The organism is Pseudomonas sp. B21-010 (assembly GCF_024749325.1).
Classification (GTDB): Bacteria; Pseudomonadota; Gammaproteobacteria; order Pseudomonadales; family Pseudomonadaceae; genus Aquipseudomonas; species Aquipseudomonas kilonensis.
Genome location: NZ_CP087198.1, coordinates 2162362 through 2181548, shown reverse-complemented (window position 1 = coordinate 2181548; position 19187 = coordinate 2162362). Strand labels below are relative to the sequence as shown.

25 protein-coding genes are annotated in these 19187 nt (G+C 58.6%); 17 read left to right on the top strand and 8 right to left on the bottom strand.

What is annotated here, in order from left to right:
* Nucleotides 1-4: 4 nt before the first annotated feature.
* On the top strand, nt 5-445 hold the full coding sequence (locus tag LOY50_RS09665; RefSeq protein WP_027912651.1) for a phage tail protein: 441 nt from the start codon (nt 5-7) through the stop codon (nt 443-445).
* The gene (locus tag LOY50_RS09660; RefSeq protein WP_258690717.1) at nt 442-1707 is read left to right on the top strand and encodes a phage late control D family protein; all 1266 of its coding nucleotides are present in this window, start codon (nt 442-444) and stop codon (nt 1705-1707) included. Before LOY50_RS09665 ends, LOY50_RS09660 begins: the two co-directional genes overlap by 4 nt.
* A gap of 28 nt (nt 1708-1735) precedes the next feature.
* Here LOY50_RS09660 and LOY50_RS09655 read toward each other — a convergent pair whose 3' ends face one another.
* From LOY50_RS09655 to LOY50_RS09640, 4 genes are all read right to left on the bottom strand, one after another.
* Nucleotides 1736-3136, bottom strand: a complete 1401-nt coding sequence (locus tag LOY50_RS09655) for a P-loop NTPase fold protein (protein ID WP_050590470.1) — start codon at nt 3134-3136, stop codon at nt 1736-1738.
* Nucleotides 3137-3268: 132 nt separating this feature from the next.
* On the bottom strand, nt 3269-3430 hold the full coding sequence (locus LOY50_RS09650) for a hypothetical protein (protein WP_155953896.1): 162 nt from the start codon (nt 3428-3430) through the stop codon (nt 3269-3271).
* Nucleotides 3431-3558: 128 nt separating this feature from the next.
* The gene (locus LOY50_RS09645; RefSeq protein ID WP_258690716.1) at nt 3559-3903 is read right to left on the bottom strand and encodes a YebY family protein; all 345 of its coding nucleotides are present in this window, start codon (nt 3901-3903) and stop codon (nt 3559-3561) included.
* An 11-nt stretch (nt 3904-3914) separates the two neighbouring features.
* Complete coding sequence (locus LOY50_RS09640) at nt 3915-4235, bottom strand: helix-turn-helix domain-containing protein (protein ID WP_258690715.1); 321 nt, start codon at nt 4233-4235, stop codon at nt 3915-3917.
* An 84-nt stretch (nt 4236-4319) separates the two neighbouring features.
* Here LOY50_RS09640 and LOY50_RS09635 point away from each other — a divergent pair, with 84 nt between their 5' ends.
* From LOY50_RS09635 to LOY50_RS09575, 13 genes are all read left to right on the top strand, one after another.
* Nucleotides 4320-4532, top strand: a complete 213-nt coding sequence (locus LOY50_RS09635; RefSeq protein WP_027912655.1) for a DNA-binding protein — start codon at nt 4320-4322, stop codon at nt 4530-4532.
* A 29-nt stretch (nt 4533-4561) separates the two neighbouring features.
* Nucleotides 4562-5035, top strand: a complete 474-nt coding sequence (locus LOY50_RS09630) for a YmfL family putative regulatory protein (protein WP_003199723.1) — start codon at nt 4562-4564, stop codon at nt 5033-5035.
* Nucleotides 5032-5322, top strand: a complete 291-nt coding sequence (locus LOY50_RS09625) for an ogr/Delta-like zinc finger family protein (protein WP_003183346.1) — start codon at nt 5032-5034, stop codon at nt 5320-5322. Before LOY50_RS09630 ends, LOY50_RS09625 begins: the two co-directional genes overlap by 4 nt.
* Nucleotides 5319-5690 carry a hypothetical protein gene (locus tag LOY50_RS09620; RefSeq protein WP_003199719.1) on the top strand — a complete coding sequence of 124 codons (372 nt, stop codon included), beginning with the start codon at nt 5319-5321 and terminating at the stop codon, nt 5688-5690. The genes LOY50_RS09625 and LOY50_RS09620 overlap by 4 nt, the downstream gene beginning before the upstream one ends.
* A 75-nt stretch (nt 5691-5765) precedes the next feature.
* Entirely contained in the window at nt 5766-5999 is a 234-nt protein-coding gene (locus LOY50_RS09615; protein ID WP_258690714.1) for a hypothetical protein, read from the top strand.
* A 12-nt stretch (nt 6000-6011) separates the two neighbouring features.
* Entirely contained in the window at nt 6012-8735 is a 2724-nt protein-coding gene (locus tag LOY50_RS09610; RefSeq protein WP_258691218.1) for a toprim domain-containing protein, read from the top strand.
* A 25-nt stretch (nt 8736-8760) separates the two neighbouring features.
* A complete protein-coding gene (locus tag LOY50_RS09605) occupies nt 8761-9108 on the top strand; it encodes a hypothetical protein (protein ID WP_258690713.1) in 348 nt (115 codons plus the stop codon).
* Entirely contained in the window at nt 9105-9311 is a 207-nt protein-coding gene (locus tag LOY50_RS09600; protein ID WP_258690712.1) for a hypothetical protein, read from the top strand. The genes LOY50_RS09605 and LOY50_RS09600 overlap by 4 nt, the downstream gene beginning before the upstream one ends.
* A gap of 58 nt (nt 9312-9369) precedes the next feature.
* Complete coding sequence (locus LOY50_RS09595; RefSeq protein WP_258690711.1) at nt 9370-9639, top strand: hypothetical protein; 270 nt, start codon at nt 9370-9372, stop codon at nt 9637-9639.
* Nucleotides 9632-11626, top strand: coding sequence for a DNA cytosine methyltransferase (locus LOY50_RS09590; RefSeq protein WP_258690710.1), 1995 nt, complete (start codon nt 9632-9634; stop codon nt 11624-11626). Before LOY50_RS09595 ends, LOY50_RS09590 begins: the two co-directional genes overlap by 8 nt.
* Complete coding sequence (locus LOY50_RS09585; RefSeq protein WP_258690709.1) at nt 11619-12245, top strand: hypothetical protein; 627 nt, start codon at nt 11619-11621, stop codon at nt 12243-12245. The genes LOY50_RS09590 and LOY50_RS09585 overlap by 8 nt, the downstream gene beginning before the upstream one ends.
* Nucleotides 12242-12493 carry a hypothetical protein gene (locus tag LOY50_RS09580; protein WP_258690708.1) on the top strand — a complete coding sequence of 84 codons (252 nt, stop codon included), beginning with the start codon at nt 12242-12244 and terminating at the stop codon, nt 12491-12493. Before LOY50_RS09585 ends, LOY50_RS09580 begins: the two co-directional genes overlap by 4 nt.
* Before the next feature lie 8 nt (nt 12494-12501).
* Nucleotides 12502-12777, top strand: coding sequence for a pyocin activator PrtN family protein (locus LOY50_RS09575; protein ID WP_003183360.1), 276 nt, complete (start codon nt 12502-12504; stop codon nt 12775-12777).
* On the opposite strand, the gene LOY50_RS09570 is transcribed toward LOY50_RS09575, so the two are convergent.
* Nucleotides 12752-13903: a site-specific integrase gene (locus LOY50_RS09570; protein ID WP_258690707.1), complete on the bottom strand. Its 1152-nt coding sequence runs from the start codon at nt 13901-13903 to the stop codon at nt 12752-12754. The genes LOY50_RS09575 and LOY50_RS09570 overlap by 26 nt on opposite strands.
* Before the next feature lie 92 nt (nt 13904-13995).
* Between LOY50_RS09570 and dusA the strand changes: the two genes are divergently transcribed.
* Nucleotides 13996-15015, top strand: a complete 1020-nt coding sequence (gene dusA / locus LOY50_RS09565; protein WP_258690706.1) for a tRNA dihydrouridine(20/20a) synthase DusA — start codon at nt 13996-13998, stop codon at nt 15013-15015.
* A gap of 178 nt (nt 15016-15193) precedes the next feature.
* Entirely contained in the window at nt 15194-16120 is a 927-nt protein-coding gene (gene tal / locus LOY50_RS09560) for a transaldolase (RefSeq protein WP_214508920.1), read from the top strand.
* Between the two features lie 203 nt (nt 16121-16323).
* Here the strand turns inward: tal and rssC are convergent, their stop codons facing one another.
* From rssC to LOY50_RS09545, 3 genes are all read right to left on the bottom strand, one after another.
* A complete protein-coding gene (gene rssC / locus LOY50_RS09555; protein WP_018609990.1) occupies nt 16324-16806 on the bottom strand; it encodes an anti-sigma factor antagonist RssC in 483 nt (160 codons plus the stop codon).
* A complete protein-coding gene (gene rssB / locus LOY50_RS09550) occupies nt 16806-17987 on the bottom strand; it encodes a two-component system response regulator RssB (protein WP_053120765.1) in 1182 nt (393 codons plus the stop codon). The genes rssC and rssB overlap by 1 nt, the downstream gene beginning before the upstream one ends.
* Before the next feature lie 346 nt (nt 17988-18333).
* A complete protein-coding gene (locus LOY50_RS09545) occupies nt 18334-19023 on the bottom strand; it encodes a VacJ family lipoprotein (protein ID WP_092344347.1) in 690 nt (229 codons plus the stop codon).
* Between the last annotated feature and the right edge of the window lie 164 nt (nt 19024-19187).

Here is a 19187-nt window from a genome sequence, read left to right as displayed (position 1 = left end):
CACCATGATGCTTGCCTTGGGTATGTTCGTGTTCAGCCTGTCCACCGCCGCTTACCAGGAGCTGCAACGCCAAACCGAGTGGCGACATGCGAGCAACAGCCGTGTCGGTGCCGCTCCGGCTCGGCAGTTTGTCGGGCGCGGCGACGATACCATCACCCTACCCGGCGTCATCCTGCCGGAGCTGGCCGGCAGCGCCCTTAGCCTCGACGCCCTGCGCCTGATGGCGAACACCGGCAAGGCCTGGCCGATGGTCGAAGGCAGCGGCCGGATCTACGGCCTGTGGATTATCGATGGTCTGAGCGAAACCAAAACGCTGTTCTTCCGTGACGGTACGCCTCGGCGCATTGAATTCACGGTCAACCTCAAGCGCATCGATGACGACCGGATCGATCTACTCGGCGCCGGTACTAGCGCAGGCGTCAACATCTTGAGGGCACTGCTGTGATTGATGCAGCCCTGTCCAAGGTTACCGGCTACGTCGAAGACCTGGTCGAGCGCTACCGCCGCGATGCGGCCTACCCGGTGCCGGCGTTTCGTATCACGGTCGATGGCAACGACATCGCCAAGTTGATCAGCCCACGGCTGATGAGCCTGGAGCTGACCGACAATCGCGGTATCGAGGCCGACCAGCTCAGCATCACCCTCAGCGACCACGACGGGCTGCTGGCGATCCCGCCCAAAGGCGCGACCATCCGGCTGTGGCTGGGTTGGAGCGACACCGGCCTGGTGGACAAAGGCACCTACACCGTCGATGAAACCGAACACAGCGGCGCTCCGGATGTGTTGAGCATCCGCGCCCGCTCAGCAGACCTTCGCAAAGGCCTGAAGACCAAGCGCGAACGCAGCTGGAGCAACACCACCCTCGGCGACGTCCTGGGCGACATCGCCCTGGGCAACGGCCTCACCGCCACCATTGCCGGCGCCCTGGACGGATTGCCCATCCTTCAGCTGGACCAGGCCAACGAGTCCGATGCCAACCTGATCAGCCGCGTGGGGGAAGAGTTCGACGCGGTGGTCACCGTCAAGGCCGGCTGCCTGCTATGCCTGCCGGCGGGCGGCGGCAAGACGGCCACCGGCGCCGAGCTGCCGCATATCACCCTCAACCGCGCCGATGGAGACCAACACCGCTACCTGCAAGCTGACCGCGACAGCTACGACGGTGTGCGCGCCTATTTCTATGACGTGAACAGCGCGAAGAAACAGAAGGCTATCGCCGGCGGTGGTGAAAACCTCAAAGACCTACGCCACACCTTCAGCGACCGCCAGTCCGCCCTGCGCGCAGCCCGGGCGGAATTCAATCGCCTGCAACGTGGCAGCGCGACGCTCAGCTACACCCTCGCCCGGGGTCGGCCTGACCTCATTCCCGAACTGACCTACACGCTCCAGGGCGTTAAGCCGGAAATTGACGAGATCATCTGGTACGGCGGTAACGTGCAGCACACCCTCAGCCCGGATAACGGATACACCGTCAGCCTGGAGCTGGAGAGCAAGTTGCCCGAGGATACGGTTGAGGGGTTGGCGGAGGAAAACAAAGGGGATTACACAGGGATCATCGCGTACTACCGCGACAAGAAAACAGGGAAGGAAAAGACTGTGACGGCTGGGGATCAGAGCAAGCCGAAGCGGTTGCGGTGGTTGTACGCAAGCGAGAAAACAGCCAAGCGGGCGGTGGATCGGGAGTGGAAGCGGATGCAGGTCACACCCTAACGCCATGACGACCTGCACCACCTATTAACTAGCTCAGTCTGTGCGCCAACTCCACGACATCCTTGTAGCTTTGTAATTTTAAGATTTCGCTCTCCCTAGACAACGCAAAGTAAACCGGCGACCTCCACGAGCTTACACTTTGCGCCATGCTACTACGACTTTGATGATCAGACTCCAACAAAGCCAAATAGTATGTCGCTAAGTGACTCACAGTTGCTAACTCTGTTGTAAAAGAAAAAGTAACAGGATCCGCTTCTTTTTCATCATAAGCAGCTATCGCCTGTCGTGACTTTCCAGACACCCATAGATCCGAATAAAATTCGGATTTTGAGGCTTTGAAAAACACCAGATACGCTAACCAAAAAAAATGCACCGACCCTTGAATAGAGTCACAAGCACTTTTAATTTGCCTAGTATAATTCATCAACTCCCGAAGCTCGACCTTAAAATACTTGCACAAACCGACCATAATTATCGCATTTTCAGTGAAACCCTGAATATAACTAACCACAGTATCTTTTTTGGGATAAACACACTCAGAGTCTCCGGGAAAATAATTACCTACAACCTTCCCCATAACGTTCAAACCCAACTCAACCGAGGAAATTTTCGGAAGACTTTGGTGAACCAAACTATATATATCCGCATTATTTAAATTAAACTCAGCATCAAAAAACCTATTCAGATACCTTTCAGATGAAAAGCCTTGCCCATAAACCGCACGTATAGAGTGAGCTAATTGCCGCGAGTCCGAGGCAATAATGAAACGACAATTTTCCAGCTCGAAAAAGTGCTTAATACGCTCAAGCAACTCTATCGCATATGTCGGACGACAACGATCTAGTTCATCAATAAATATAAAGGCAGGTTTTTTCAAGCCTTTGTTATCCGCAGCCTGAGAAAACCTCTCAATTATTGCTTTTTTGAATTCATCAACGTGCTGTAAAGTTTTGGCTTGATCAGCGATAAGCGTGCTGACAACATCGCTTGCAAAATCCGCACCTTCTTGATCGCCCTCCTCTCCCAGCAGCTCCTTGAGTTCTACTCCGATATATTTCTTCACTAATCCTTTAGCAATCAACGGGGCGGCTTTCTTAACAATTGAAGCGGCCGCATTGACTGCGGTCCTACCTGCATCATGAAGAGTTAGATCCAAGTTGTCTTTTGTCTGCTGTTCAATGCAAGTGATCAACGCAATAAGGGGCTCAGCTGTATAATCAGTTTCCCAAGCGTTAAAAAAAACACATACGTAATCGTTATCCAGCTCATTTTTCCAACAATTCAAGAAAAACGATTTTCCTGCACCCCAAGGGGAATTCACATTCAATACTTTAACATGGGGATTTGCGAGCATATAGGACGTCAAGAATTTCGCGCTTGGCTGCCGATCCATAAGATCATCAGCCCATATTTCAGTAGCATCTACCATTATCCGCCCCTTTTAGAATCGTCAGTAGGAAACTCAGTACAGCGTTGAGCCCGGCACAGCCAATAACAGAAAAACTCTACATCTAAAACCAATGCTGAGTTCAATGACGCCCGGCGTAGCACCGGGCCCTATTCACCGAGCACCTAATAAAACGTTCAGAAACCGTAATATATCTAGCTGTTGCACTTCATCGAGCTGCCTGAAGAGCTGCACAATCATCCGCTCGCGCTCATCAAGCCCAGGCAACTCGATTACCTCGGGAAAGTTGATTTCTACCTCTTTCATCACTGACATGTGTCACTCCATTCAACACGTCGGGCGCCCGGCACCAACATCGGCACCAACCAAAGCACCCGGGGAGTGCGTCATTCTCAGCATGTTTCGGTGTGTCACCAGCCCATCGGAAAAAATTTTATTGCAAATTACGCCCCGCCGCAGAGCGCCTGAGCACGTTGCACGATATCGCTGTAGTCCATCTTGATGGATGGCATCGTTGGATTGGGTTTGGTGATGTCCTGGCCGTCCGACCAACCGCGATCTTTTGCCTGACTCCGTGCACTCCCGCTCAATGCGTAGACGGTCCCATCCGACGTCCGGGCCAACGCCTTGGGCGACGGTCCAAAGCAAAGCAGGTCAACGTTATCGACCGTAAACGGCCAAGCGTCTCCGTAGTCTTTGCTCGAAACCCTCTGACTTTTCTCCTGGGCACCACACACACCCGAAGCGAGCATTGCCAGCGCCACTACCGATATCGTCATCCTTTTCATGCCACAACTCCTTATTTTTTCACTGTAAAAGCCCTAAGTAGGCGCATCACCGCGCCTTTGTCCTCATCGCCCAGACTGCGCACGTGCATCACGATTTCCAAGTCGTCGTTGGACAGCTGGCTTTCGCCCATAGATGAGCGCTGGCCGGTCACCACATAGAGGACATCCACCCCTTGTTCAGCAACTGCTGCCAGGTAACTGGCATCCGGGCTGCGCTCGCCCTTCTCATAGTTGTACTGACTGTTTTTCGAGGCGCCAGCCTTCGCCGCGAACTCGGTCTGATTGAAGCCCAAGCGCTCGCGCTCTTGTTTTAGGCGATCACCAATTCCCACAAACGTCTCCACGACGATTTGACATTCCCACAAACATGGGAAATACTCCGCCTGTCATCACACGAAATCACACGAAACGAGACTATGCCGAACGCATACCCCACGGAGCAAGCTTGCCGAAAGGCACGTGAGCGACTCGCGCATCAAGGCCTCTCTGCCAAAGACTGGGCCGACCAGCACAACTTGACCCCGTCAACGGTGTACGCCGTGTTGAACGGACAGAAGAAATGTCTGCGGGGCGAGTCCCACCGTGCTGCGGTGTTGCTCGGTATCAAAGACGGCGTCGTCACAAATTAGGCCCGTTGGCTCAGGTAGGAAACCAGAAGATGAAACGCTCAGTTCTAGCCAACCGCAAAGACGTAGTCAGCGCCGTCATTGCCGCTTACCCCGGGGGCCGGCATTACGCCGCAGCTGACCTTGGGATGCCGATCAAGAAGTTTGATAACCAGGCCTATGAGAACGCCGGCAGCCGGCCACTGAGCGATGAACATATCCATCGCCTCGAGCAAGTTGCGGGTACGTCATATCTCGCGGATTACATTACCGGCATGTATGGCGGCATGTTTGTGCCCGTCGCGGTGCCTGGAACGCTGGATAACGTCGAGCTGTACAACCGCTCCGTAAGAGCTGCCGCCAAGCGTGGGTTGGTTGACCAGATCATTGCCCAGGCCCTGGACGACGGTGTCATTGAGCAGGGTGAGGCCGAAGTCATTGTTTCCGCCCTGATGAAGTACATGTCAGCCCGCTACGCCGAAGTGCTGGCGACCATTCAACTGCACGGTCGGGGGTTCGCTGGGTGAGCACCTACAAACTTGTCTGCCCTCACTGCCTCGGCCGCATGCGTATCCGCACCAGCGAAGGCACGCACATCTTCCTGCGGGTGGCCTACCTCCAATGCACCAACGAGGCCTGCGGTTGGTCGGTGCGGGCTGAGTTCGAAATGACTCATGAAATGAGCCCCAGCGGTATGGCTAACCCCTCCGTCAAGTTGCCCATCGCCGACATTGCCCTGCGCCGTGCCGCGATGAAGTCCGCCAACGATCAACCCGACCTGCTCGACCAAATGGAAATGGAGTGTGCGCAATGAACCATGAAGAGCTTGACCACGACTACCGCAGCAGCATGCAACGGGTGGCGTTCGCCTACCTGCAACGGCACGAAGCGCAACATCTGGTGGACTCTGACCTGCTGTACGAAAACTGCGTTCGGCACATGACCACCGCGTTGGAAGTGCCGGTGTTCATGGCGCAGAAGCTGGTGCACAACGCCTGGACCGAATTACAGGTCATCAACCAGCGCAAGTGGATCGGCGTGGACTGGGGCAACAGCCCAGGCAGCACTGTCGTCCACCTGATCGATACCCGGGCCGACCTTCGGTACCCGGTTCCGGCAAGGCTGCTGCCGCAGACCCTGCTCGCCCAGCGCGATGACGCGCTGAAGCAACACCCTCAGTAAACCCCGTTTAAACAACCCGCCCTGCCCCGCATCCCGTGGGTTTGGGTGAGCTTTGCCCGAAATCCGAGGTGGACCATGCAAATCGACGTCGCCATCACCGCAAAACTGCCCCGCGAAGAGGCCGAAGCGCTGCTCCAAGCGCTACGAAGCCAGTACGCCCAGCAGTTCAACGAGCATTGGTACGACGACCGCTTTCGCAGGATCCCCGAGGGTTTGCGGCATGGCTCGTTGCTCGCGGCCTTCCCGGTGATGTCCGCGCAAAAACGCCTGATTGGCGCCATTAAACACAGTCTCGACGAAGCGAAGTAAGCCACGATGGAAATGGAACAAAGGCTGCGAGCCGACGTCATCCAACGCATTGAGCGGGACTACCAGCTCAAGCACATGCCCGGCACCAACTACATGCGCAAGGGTGTATGCCCTGCGCCAAGCTGCGGCCAGAAGACCCTGTACACCTTCTACGATTCGCCCTGGACGCTGATCTGTGGGCGGCCGGAAAAATGCGGCCACCGCGTCCACGTCAAGGACGTCTACGACGACTTGTTCAACGACTGGAGCAAGACCGCACCGTCAACGCCAGATAACCCGGTTGCCACGGCACGCGCCTACCTTGAGTTTGCGCGGGGCTTCAAATTCGAGTTGATCGCCGGTTGGTTCACCCAGGAGCACTACTGGGATAGCCGGCTGAACATCGGCAGTGCCACGGTGCGTTTCCCCCTGGAAAAAGGCGGCTACTGGGAGCGCCTGATAGACCGACCTGACCGATTCGGCAAGATGAAAGCCCGCTTCCGTCCAACTGGCGAAGGCCAGCCAGGTTACAAGGGCGTCTGGTGGTGCCCGCCAAGCGTGGACCTGTTGAACGTCGATGAACTCTGGATCACCGAGGGCATCTTCGACGCCATCGCACTGCTGCATAACGACACCTCGGCCGTGTCGATGATGTCCAGCGCACCCTGCCCGACCGACTCGCTCAAGGCCTTGTTCAAACTTCGCCATGACGCTGACAAGCGCCTGCCACGCCTTGTCTGGGCGCTTGATAACGAGCCAGTCGCAAAGGCCAACATGCGCCGCTGGGCAAAGGAGGCCCGCGACCTGGGATTTACCTGCAAAGCGGCAGTGATTCCGCAGCCCAACGGCAAAAAAGTGGACTGGAACGACCTTCACCTACGGTGGAAGTCGATTGAGGGCGACGACAAACGCGCCGAGCAGATCGAGCGAGACTTCGACGAAGCCCTGCACCACGGGGACTTGCTGCTGGCTGATTCCGCCGAGGAAAAGGGTTTTCTCATCTACCTGCGTGACGAGCGCAAGGAATTCCATTTTTCATTCCGCAAGCGCCTGTACTGGTTTCGGCTGGACCTTGAACGGTACGACCGTGCCATGGGTGACCTTGAGAGTTCGGACCGGCATGAGGATCAGTTGCTCACGGATGAACAGCGGCGCTACAAGGCGTTACGTCAGTCGGGCTCGGTCACCAGCATCGCCAACTGCAATTTCCAGGCGCTGTATTACATGCGCAACGACCTGACCGACGAGGCCTGGTACTACTTCCGCATCGAGCGCCCGCAAGGGGCTGTCATCAAAAGTACGTTCACGGCCAAGCAGCTCACCTCTGCGCCTGAATTCGCGAATCGCCTGCTCAACGTCTCCAATGGCGCGATGTTCGAGGGTAGCGCCCAACAACTGAAACGGATCCTGGCGCCCCAGCTCGATTGCCTGAAAACCGTGAACACCATCGAATGGATCGGCTACAGCCGCGAGCACGGTGCCTATGTTTTCAACGATCTGGCTTTCTTCGGCGGGACGATACAAAAGCGCAACAAGGAAGACTTCTTCGACCTCGGCAAGCTGAGCATCAAGTCGCAGAGCCAGTCGCCGGTGCTGCACATCAATACTGACCTCAATGCCTATAACGAGGGTTGGTTCGACATTTTTTGGAGCTGCTTTGGCGTACAGGGCCTGGTGGTGCTGGCCTGGTGGCTGGGCGCCTTGCACGCTGAGCAGATCCGGCAGATCCACAAGTCCCTGATGTTTCTTGAGCTGGTAGGTGAAGCCGGTTCAGGCAAAACCACATTGATCGAGCTGCTGTGGAAACTGGTCGGACGCACTGACTACGAGGGTTTCGACCCTTCCAAAGCGACAGCCGCGAGCCGTGCGCGAAATTTCTCGCAGGTCAGTAACTTACCGGTGGTACTGATCGAGTCGGAGCGTGAACAGAAGGATGGCCAGCCGGTTAAGCACTTCGATTGGGACGAACTGAAAACCGCCTATAACGGCCGTAGCGTTCGCTCCACCGGCGTGAAGAACAATGGCAACGACACCCATGAGCCGCCGTTCCGCGCCGCCCTGTTGATCGCACAGAACAACCCGGTGAACGCCTCGGAACCCATCCTGCAGCGACTTTGCCATGTCCACCTGACGCGGGAGCACCACACGCCGGAAACCAAGCAGTTCGCCGAGCAACTGGAACGCATGCCGATGGAAAACATCAGCGGCTTCCTGGTCAAGGCCCTGCAACGCGAAGCCAACACCATGCGCCTGATGGAGGAAAACACCTCCCGCTACGAGCAGGAGCTGCTGGCCCAGCCCGGCGTGCGCACCGTGCGTATCGCCAAGAACCACGCCCAACTGCGCAGCCTGGTGGATGCATTGGCAGAAGTCGTGCCCCTGGGCGAACGCCGCAAAGCTCTCGCGCACGCTGAGGTCAGCCGCATGGCCTTGGAGCGACAGCAGGCAATCAACGCCGACCACCCGACCGTGCGCGAGTTTTGGGACCTGTACGAGTTCCTCAATGGCCTGGATGAGAAAGGCGCGCTCAACCATGCGCGTCGGGATGGGCTGATCGCCGTGAACCTCAACGAATTCGTCGAGATGGCCGCCAACAAGCGGCAGCAGGTGCCCGCGCTCAGCGACCTGAAACGCCTGCTCAAGACCAGCAAGTCACCCAAATTTCTGGAATCGAACAAGCCCGTTAACTCGGCGCGCTTGCTGGACGCTTTCGACAAACCGAAAACCATCCGCTGCTGGGTTTTCCAGGGCGTTTAACCACCGCAACAACAGGAGAGTTCGCATGAACACGGCGCCTCAAAAACAACAGACCAATTGGTTCCAGCAGTTACAGGAATTCGAAGCAAAGCGCCCCGCCATCCGCAAGGCCGGTATCGAGGCACTGAACCGTCTGGTCCCTGTCGCCCTGCGCGGTACAGGCCAGAGCGCCGTTATCGGCCGTTTCCTGGTCGGGCTCTACAACGGCCACGACTACCCATTCGTGCTGACAAGCCTGCGCGGCCTGGACACAGCGTTGTTCGACGACTGCCTGGCCGTTCTGCAACTGGATTTCTCACCGGAACAGGAGGTGCACACCTACTTCCCCAACGGCGACGCCATATGGGCAGAACTGATCAGGGCTTGGGCATGAAGTGGGCACCGAAACGCAACCGAGACGGGCAAGTGCAGCAGAACTGCTGGGTTACCGACAGCGGCTACACCGTGGCCGAGTGCCGGTTGCCAGAAGCGCGTTACCCCATCACTCGCCCAGGCGGTGAGCTGCCTTTCGCTTATGCGAAGGACCGGGACGAAGTCATAGCGATCATCAAGCAAGACCAGGCCACAACGGCCTGAAAGATGGTGTCGAGGAGCGCCAACTCCCCGACACCTACCACCACTAAGGAGCAGCACCATGCAAGCACAGAACCCAAGCAGCAGCGCCGTAGAGGCTAGCACGAACCCTTTGAAAGTCGGCGACGATGTTTCCTTTGTCGTCGCCAGGACCATGGCGCGCAGTGTTGAATTCAGCGTGCGCAAGGGCACCATCAAGGCGATTGAAGACCAGGTCGCGCTGGTGGAATCACGCCACGGCCAGAGCTTGCAGCCACTCAACAAGCTCAGCCGTGAAGGCGAACCCAATGCACTCACCAAAGCCTTGTTGGGGGGGCGCGACGATGCTTAAGCGCACCTTCACCCATTTCCACCTCTGCTGCGGCCTTGGCAGCGGTGCCGCTGGCTTCAGCGACTCCAAGCCCACCCTTGGTCCAATCCAAGCAGAATGGCGCTGCCTGGGAGGCGTTGACGTTGACCCGGCCGGGTTGCGTGACTTCCAGATGATGACCGGCGTACCTGGCACGCTCATGGATTTGTTCACCCGGCAGCAGTACATCGCCTTCCATGGGCAGCAGCCGCCCGCCGGTTGGAAAGAGACCACCGCCGAGGATCTTCGCCGCGCCGCCGGCAATGAAGACCCTGACGCCGTGTTCATCAGCAGCCCTTGCAAAGGCGCATCGGGCTTGCTGTCGGAAACCATGAGCCAGACGCCGAAATATCAGGCGCTCAACGAACTAACTCTGCGTTGTGTCTGGCTGATGTGTGAGGCCTGGAAGCACAACCCCGTGTCGCTGATCGTGTTCGAAAACGTACCGCGCCTGGCAACCCGTGGGCGGCATTTGCTAGACCAGATCAACAAGCTGCTGCGCCACTACGGCTACGCCGTGGCCGAGACCACCCATGACTGTGGCGAAATCGGCGGATTGGCCCAAAGCCGTAAGCGTTTTCTGTTGGTCGCCAGGCACGTCGAAAAGGTACCGGCATTCCTGTACGAACCGGAAAAACGCAGCCTGCGGGCCGTGGGAGACGTGCTGTGCCGTATGCCACTGGCAGGTGACGTGGAGCAGGCTGGACCGATGCATCGGGTTCCGGCGTTGCAGTGGAAGACATGGGTACGCCTGGCCCTGGTTGAGGCCGGTAAGGATTGGCGCAGCCTGAGTCGGTTCGCGATCGAGGACGGCCACCTGCGCGATTTTGTAATCGTGCCGGAGTACCGCGCCGGTTATCTCGGTGTACATGAATGGCAGGACACCGCCGGTACCGTTGCCGGCCGGTCGAGCCCTACCAATGGAAAGTTCTCAGTAGCGGACCCACGGCCGGCGAGCAAATTCGAATACACCCAATACGGCGTGCTGCCCTACGACCGCCACTGTGGCGTTGTCACAGGCCAACGAAGCCCTGGGCAAGGGACGTTCAGCGTTGCAGACCCGCGTATGAGCGGCGAGCGGCACAACAACGTGTTCCGCGTGGTTCACAACGACCACGCCGCCGGCACCGTCACCGCAGGGCACGGGCCAAGCTCTGGAGGCCAGGCCGTGGCCGACCCTCGGCAACCCTCCAAGGGATTCGGGAAGTACCTGGTGACCGACTACAGCAAGCCGGCCGGTACCGTCATCGCCGGCAGCACCACCGGGCAAGGCGCTTTTGCCGTGGCGGACCCTGCCTATAAGAACTGGCACCCAGGGGCCAGCTCGCAAAAGTTGCGCATCACCCCCTGGGATGACAACGCCAGGACTGTGACCGGCTCACAACAGGTTGCCAGCGGAGCCCTATCCATCGCAGATCCGCGCCCGGGCATGTTCCGCACCAAGGGCGATGCCTATTTGACCGGTGGTCATTACGGGGTAGTCAACTGGAAGGATCCGGCAGGCGCTGTTTCCGCCAGTGCCTGCCACGACAACGGTCGGTGGTCGGTTGCGGACCAGCGTATGCCGGCGCCCAACGACCGGCTGACCTGCATGATCACCAGCCTCGACGGCACCTGGCACCGCCCCTTCACCACGCTGGAGCTGGCCGCGCTGCAATCGCTGTTCGATCCCGAGGAGCACTGGTCAGCAGATCCGCAGACCGCGCATGAAATCCGTTTGATGCAGCGTGTTCGCAAGATCGAGCAAGCGCGTTTCTTCCAGCTGGACGGCGTCAACGACGGCCTTCACCGGGAGCGCATCGGCAATGCGGTGCCACGGGCTGCGGCGAAGGCGATGGCCGATGTGTTCGGTATGACGCTGCTGCTCGCCGAGGCTGGGGAGACGTTCATGCTCAGCAATGTATCGATTTGGGTGCGGCCGGTGGCGGTTGCACTGAGCGTGGCTCAGCAGGAGGTTGGTCATGTCTGACCTCTTTTTCTTGCAGGACAGCCGCAGTAACGTCGGTAGCCGAGCCACGTTTTGGCGCAACGGTGGCGGCTACACCTCGAATCTCAATGAGGCAGAGCAGTTCACGTGGGAACGTGCAGTGAAGCAGTACGAGAGCAGACAAACCGACCTACCGTTGCCCGTGAGCTACACGCGGTCTCGGTCAGAAACGGGAGTTGATTGCCAATACCTCACCCGCTCCGAAGCTGAGGCCAACCGCAACACGGACGGCCGTTTCTATGTGGCATATGCACGCGACTGGGATGGAAACGATCTGGTCTGGCTAGGGGGGGCTGGTCCGACGGCCAATCTGGAAGACGCAATACACCCCGGCGGCGAGGATGCATTTAATTACCGGTCGCAAGGATTTGATCTCTGGCCTTGCGGCTACATTGCCGCTCGTTCGCGCCCGGTTGTGCGGGCTTCGTTGCTCGATCACAAACAGGCGCTCCGGGAGGCCGGCCTGCGGTTGCCCAAGATCAAGGTCCAGCGCACAAGGACATACAGCAATCTCACTAACTGCGACGGCTGCGGGCGCTTCCTGAGCGAGCGCCAGCGCTTCGACGACTGCCCGAACTGCGGCGCGAGGAATGCACCATGACCGTATACCTTTTGCTTTACCTGTGCGCGGATGCGACCCGTACGGATTGCCAGGTGGTAAGGGCTGATAGTTGGAACGGTCCTTCCGCCTACGAGCAATGCGCCGAAGTCGTGCCACGTCTGACCGAGACGTTGACTGCGCACAACCGAAAGCGGCATCGGTTCGTTTGCGAAATCCAGGCTGAAGTTGCACAACCGGCAGGACGTGCCGCCCGGCCGACGCTCATTCATCAATCGTTTCGGATGTGAGGGACATCATGAACACAGCCTTTATCCTGATGGCCCAGTACGACGGCCAGGCGATTATCTCGCTGGAGCAGGTCTGCCGGGACTACTTCACGCACCTGACGCCTGACATGTTTCAACGCAAGGTGATGAGCGGGCAGATCAAGATCCCCATCACCCGCCTGGAACGCAGCCAGAAGTCAGCCAAGGGGATCCATATCACCGACCTGGCCGCGTATCTCGATTTACAGCGCGCAGCCGCGGTTAAGGAGAACAACCAGCTCAACGGGTTAAAACACGCCGTTTGAGCCACTTCATTGATGCGGCGCCCAGTTGGACGGGCGCCCTCAATATCTCTTCGTACCACTCCCACTTCACATAGCGATCACCCTTGCCACGTAGGTGGGTGTAGCGCCTCAGCGAATTCCAATCCCTGTGTCCTGAAACGCTCGACACCCGGGGAATATCCCAGTCCATTTCGAACAGACGGCTTACACCTTCGTGCCTGAGGTCATGGAAGTGCAGATCTTGGATATTCAAGAGCTTGCAGGCCTTCGCCCAGGACGTGGAGATTGATTCAGGGCTGTAGGGAAAAATATCCTCCCCGGCACGGGGCATAGTCTGGAGGATCTTCCAGGCCTCGTCTGGCAGGTAACACCACACGTCGTTGCCGATCTTCTGGCCTGGGTTCTTCATGTCGCGAACCAACACGCGCTGGCCGGGCTCGTCGAGGTCGTCCCAGCGAATCCGGGTGATTTCGTCGAGACGGCGCGTCGAAAACAGCGCGAAGCCCACCACTTTCATCATGTTGATGATGCTTCGACGCCGGGCCTGCATGTCCTGGTAATGCTTCATGAGCTCGCCCAGCTCGTCCAGCGTGGGCCGCCGGTCACGCTCGCGGCTCTTCAAGTTGTAGCCGAGCTTGCGCAGTACGCGCCGTGCGCCCCCCATCGCCAGAGGATCAAGCTGGTAACCCCAGGCGTCCTTGCCTATGGAAAGCACCGCCCCGAGGTGGGCCAAGTCGTTGCCGGCGGTCTGCGGCTGGACGCCTCCCCCCTCGGGGCTCATCCGCCATAGCGCGTAATCGACCAGGCACTGCGTGTTGACCTGCGTATCGTCCAGCTTGCCCATGTACGTTTCGCCAATGGCGGTGAGGGTTGCTCGTTTCGTCTTGCCCAGCGGCCGGGCTTTCTCGACCTCGATCAGGTACTGGTCAATCATCTCTTTGAGCGTGACGCCTTTGCGGTTCGCTCGCTCAATTGCACCTGGTTCATCCAGTTCGGATTCTCGCTTGCGCGCCCAGGCCTGCGCCGCCTGTTTCCGGGCGAAGGTCTGGCTCTCTTGGTAGACTGTTACCTTGTCGCGGTTGATGCGGATCTGAGCTGTGTAGCTGATGGTGCCGTCGGCCTTTTTGCGTAATCTGATCGTTGCCATGAGAATTGGTACACGTACTGATTCGGTTGGTACATTGTACCAACCGCTTGGTAAAAACGCCCCAAAACCCCCGAAAATCGGTACGAAACGCGTTGAATACAAACACTGCAAAAACAGGCTCAAAGCTAGAGAATACGCGGCCTGAGCCGTCCCGGCGCTTCAGCGTGGCCCCCATGATGGATTGGACCGACGCCCACTGTCGCTTCTTCCTACGCATCCTCTCCAAACACGCCCTGCTCTACACCGAAATGGTCACCACCGGCGCCCTACTCAACGGTGACCACGAACGCTTCCTGCGCCACCACCCATCCGAACACCCGCTAGCCCTGCAACTGGGCGGCAGCGTCCCAGCCGACCTGGCCGCCTGTGCCCGTATGGCCCAGGAGCACGGTTACGACGAGGTCAACCTCAACGTCGGCTGCCCCAGCGACCGGGTGCAGAACAACATGATCGGCGCCTGCCTGATGGGGCATCCGGGGTTGGTGGCTGACTGTGTGAAGGCCATGCGCGATGCGGTGTCGATTCCGGTGACGGTCAAGCATCGCATCGGGATCAATGGGCGGGACAGTTACGAGCAGTTGTGTGAGTTTGTCGGGACGGTGCGTGAGGCCGGTTGCACGAGTTTTACCGTGCATGCGCGGATTGCGATCCTGGAGGGGTTGTCGCCGAAGGAGAATCGCGACATCCCGCCACTGCGTTATGACGTGGCTGCGCGGTTGAAGGCGGATTTTCCGGAGTTGGAGATTGTGCTCAACGGCGGGATCAAGACGCTGGAGGCGTGCCACGAGCATTTGCAGACCTTCGACGGTGTGATGCTGGGGCGCGAGGCTTATCACAACCCGTATCTGCTGGCTGAAGTCGATCAGCAGCTGTTCGGCAGCACCGCGCCGATCATCACCCGGGCCGAGGCTTTGGCGCAGTTGCGGCCTTATATCGCCGATCACCTGGCCGCTGGCGGGGCGATGCATCACATCACTCGTCACGTGTTGGGCCTGGGCACCGGGTTCCCGGGGGCGCGGCGGTTTCGGCAGTTGTTGTCGGTGGACATTCACAAAACCAAGGATCCATTGGCGCTGCTGGATCAGGCGGGGCAACTGCTGGAAGGGCGTTAACCGTCACTTGCTTTGAACCTGCGCGCTGTTTTGGCATCGTATCTACCGATACCGCCCCGGCCTTTCAAACAGCCGTTTTCAGGTTGTTGCCGCTGGGGCCCGTCGATACCCCTTCACGCCCTTGAGTGGCTGCCGGCCCTCGGGTAATGTCAACGGACCCATAGGACAGAGCACGCTCATGACTTCCAAGCTGGAACAACTCAAACAGTTCACCACCGTTGTGGCCGATACCGGCGACTTCGAGGCCATCGCCCGCGTCAAACCCGTGGACGCTACCACCAACCCTTCCCTGCTGCTCAAGGCCTCGGCCATTCAAGGTTATGCCGAGCAGCTGAACGCCTGCGTGGCGGACTGCAAGGGCGATGTGGGCCTGGCCAGCGACCGTTTTGCCGTGGCGGTCGGGCAAGAAATTCTGAAAGTGATCCCTGGGCGTATCTCCACTGAAGTGGACGCGCGCCTGTCGTTCGACACCGAGGCCATGCTCAAGCGTGCGCATCGCCTGATCGATCTGTACGACAAGGCCGGCATTGGCCGCGAGCGCGTGCTGATCAAGATCGCTTCCACCTGGGAAGGCATTCGTGCCGCCGAGCAGCTGGAGCGTGAAGGCATCCAGTGCAACCTGACCCTGCTGTTCTCCTTCGCCCAGGCTGCCGCCTGCGCCGATGCCGGGGTGTTCCTGATTTCGCCGTTCGTGGGCCGTATCTACGACTGGTACAAGAAAGCCAATGGCAACGACTACACCGGCGCTGATGATCCGGGCGTGCAGTCGGTGACGCGCATCTACAACTACTACAAGGCCAATGACTACAAGACCGTGGTCATGGGCGCGAGCTTCCGCAACCTCAACCAGATCGAGCAACTGGCCGGCTGCGACCGCCTGACCGTCAGCCCGGACCTGCTGGAAAAACTGGCCGCCGACGAAGGCAAGCTGGAGCGCAAGCTGGCGCCAGGGCAAGCCGGGGAAGCGCGCTTGATCCTCAATGAAACGCAGTTCCGCTGGTTGTCCAACGAGGACGCCATGGCGACCGAGAAACTGGCGGAAGGTATTCGTCAGTTTGCCCGGGACCAGGAGAAGCTGGAGGCGTTGCTGCAAGCCAAGCTTTGAGCTGATTCACAAGGTATGCAAAAAGGGCGAACCTTGGTGGGTTCGCCCTTTTTTGTGCGGCTTGGCCTGAGGGATGTGGCGGATCGATAGACGCTATCGCGAGCAAGCTCGCTCCCACAGGTGATGCATTCCAATGTGGGAGCGAGCTTGCTCCGGGCGGCGTTCCGACGATGGGGCCGGTCTGCCTAAGCAAAACCCAGGGGTCAAGGCCCTTCCAGCGCATTCACCAGGTCATGGAAGGCTTCACGATTGGAGTCGTTGAGCCCCATCAGGATCTTGTGGGCTTCGAGCACCTTGATCCGCACTTCTTCTTCGGACTGGTCCTGGTCAGGCAGGTCGTCCAGGCATTCCGGGCACGGCACAGGGTCGCCCACGATGTTGAACACCTGGTCGAAGCCCATCGATTGCAGCAGACGGGTAATGTCGTTGTGGGTGGTGACGACTGTCGGCAGCAGGCCGACCTTCTGCCGCGACAGGATCGACAGTTTGGCCAGCAGGCCCAATGTGGTGCTGTCGATGCTGCGGGTTTCGGTCAGGTCGATCACGATGGCGCTGAAGTTCAGCGAGGTGAAGATCCGCTCAATAGTCGCATCCAGCGCCGAACACAGGGTCAGGCGCACTTCACCGACAAACTTCAGGACAAAGGTGCCGTCCTGCTCGGCGAACTGGATTCTACCGGTACTCATCAAAGGTTCCTGCTCAACACTAACAGGGCGATATCATCCGGCATCTCCCCGAGCGTGGCTAATCCAAACACTTGACGCAAGCCTTCCAGGCTGCCGCCCGCTGCACTCACCCGTTCAGGCAAGGCCGCTTCTTTCTCTTTGAGTGTAGGTTCTGTCAAAAGGTCCAAAATGCCATCAGACATCAGCGTCAGGCTGAATGTCGGCGGCAATTCCAGTACGTGGTCTTCGTAGGTGGCCTCGTTGAACAGGCCCACCGGCAAACCACGCCCCTCCAGGTAACGCACACTGTCTGGCGTATACAACACAGGCAAAGGCAGGTGACCGCCGATGCTATAGGTCAACAAACCAGTCTCCTCGTCGATGACTCCACCGACCATTGTGACGTGTTTGCCCAGCTTACAACTGATCAGGCCTCGGTTGATATGCCCAAGGACTTCAGAAGGCTTGAACTCTGGCAGCGTGCCGTTGCGCTTGGATTCGAACAACAGGCGCGTGGTCATGAACTTCAACAGCACCGTGACGAATGCCGAAGAAGCGCCATGGCCGGAAACGTCCGCCAGGTAGAACGCCACTCGCCGCTCGTCGACCCGGAAATAGTCCACGAAATCGCCCGACAGGTACAACGACGGGATGATCTGGTGGGCAAAACGGAAATCGTCGACGGTCCAGGGGCTGACCGGCAGCATGTTCATCTGCACCTGACGCCCGGCGTTCTGGTCTTCCTGCAACAGGTTCAGGCTGGCTTCCAGCTCGCGGTTGGCGGTTTCCAGCTTCTCGCGGTAGCGCTGGTTTTCGACCAACAGGCGCGAACGGTCCAAGGCCCGGCGCACCGAGTGCTCGAGCACCGCAAGGTCTTCAAGGGGCTTGATCAGGTAATCCGCCGCGCCCAGGCGCAACGCCTCGACCGCGTCGTTCATCACGCCCGCGCCCGAAACCACGATCACCGGAGTCTGCGAGGAAATCTCGGTGACCTGGCGAATGAGTTCGAGTCCGCCCATCTGCGGCATGCGCAGGTCGCAGATGACCAGGTCGGGCTTGTCTTGCTCGAATACCTGAAGACCCTGTTGGCCATTGCTGGCCTGCAGGACGCTGAAACCACTGTCTTCCAAGTAGGCTGCGAGACTGGCTCGCACCACTTCGTCATCATCGATTATCAGCAGCGTGGCACTGGTTTTTGGCATGTGGGCAAACGGCGCCAGAATTAGGTTGGCGTAGCGGGCTGGGCCGTCTGGCCTTGCACGCACTACTGGATTCGCTTTCTAGCCTCTCTGTCGTACCGGTTTCAGGCCTTTGCCCTACACACAACTACATCAGAGGTGCCCTTCTAAGGCGCAGACGGTACTCCCATCCGCGGGGCGTTTCAAGCTCAGGCAGATAGCCGCTTGCCGTCTTTATTTGTCAAAGTACAGAGAGTTATAAGAACCGAGCGAAGCGTAACTCAATGGAAGGATGAAACCCGCTCAAACACGACGCCAAAAGCACAGAAGGCGGCCTTGTGGGCCGCCTTCGTGGTTTTACAGGTCGGAATTAAAAATCGTCTTCGACCTGGCCATCCTTGACCTTGAATTCGCGGTTTTGCAGGTAGGCGTTGCGGATGAAGACATACTTGTCGCCGCTCACCATCTTCTCGGCCGACAACAGGCTGGCGCGGGTGTCGACGACGTTCAGGCCTCGAATGGAGTTACGCACCGAGACGTTATCGATATAACGATACGGGGCGGTGTAGTCATCGACCAGCTTGGCCGGCGCGTCACGCAGGGTGCTTGGCCCCAGCAGCGGCAGCATTACATATGGCCCGCTGCCCAGTCCCCAGTAGCCCAGGGTCTGGCCAAAATCTTCATCGCTGCGCTGCAGGCCCATCTGGGTGCCCACATCGAAAAAGCCCAGCAGGCCGAAGGTGGTGTTGAAGATCAACCGGGCGGTGTCGACCCCGGCAGCGGCCGGCTTGGCCTGCAGCACGTTGTTGGCCAGGTTGCCCACGTCACCGATGTTGCGGAACATGTTGTGAATGCCGTCTTCGAGGAACTGCGGCGTCACGTATTGATAACCCTGGGCCAGTGGCTTGAGCGCGTAGGTATCAATGGTGTCGTTGAAGGTAAAGATCGGACGGTTGATGCTTTCCCAAGGATCTTCTTCCGTGGCGGCCTGGGCGGCGAACGGAACCAGCACGACGCTGGCTGACAAACACAGCTGAGCTAGACGATGGCTCCAGCGCATAGGGGAAAACTCCTTGGATTAATCAGGCAAGGGCGCCGAGCCCAGGCGGTAAGGTGGCTAGTATAAGACGGAACGCGTGGATAGGCAGCACCGAAAAAACAAGTAGGCCGTAGGACGTTTCCACGACTGGCACCCTTCATTTCACTGTCACCGGACTGTCATCG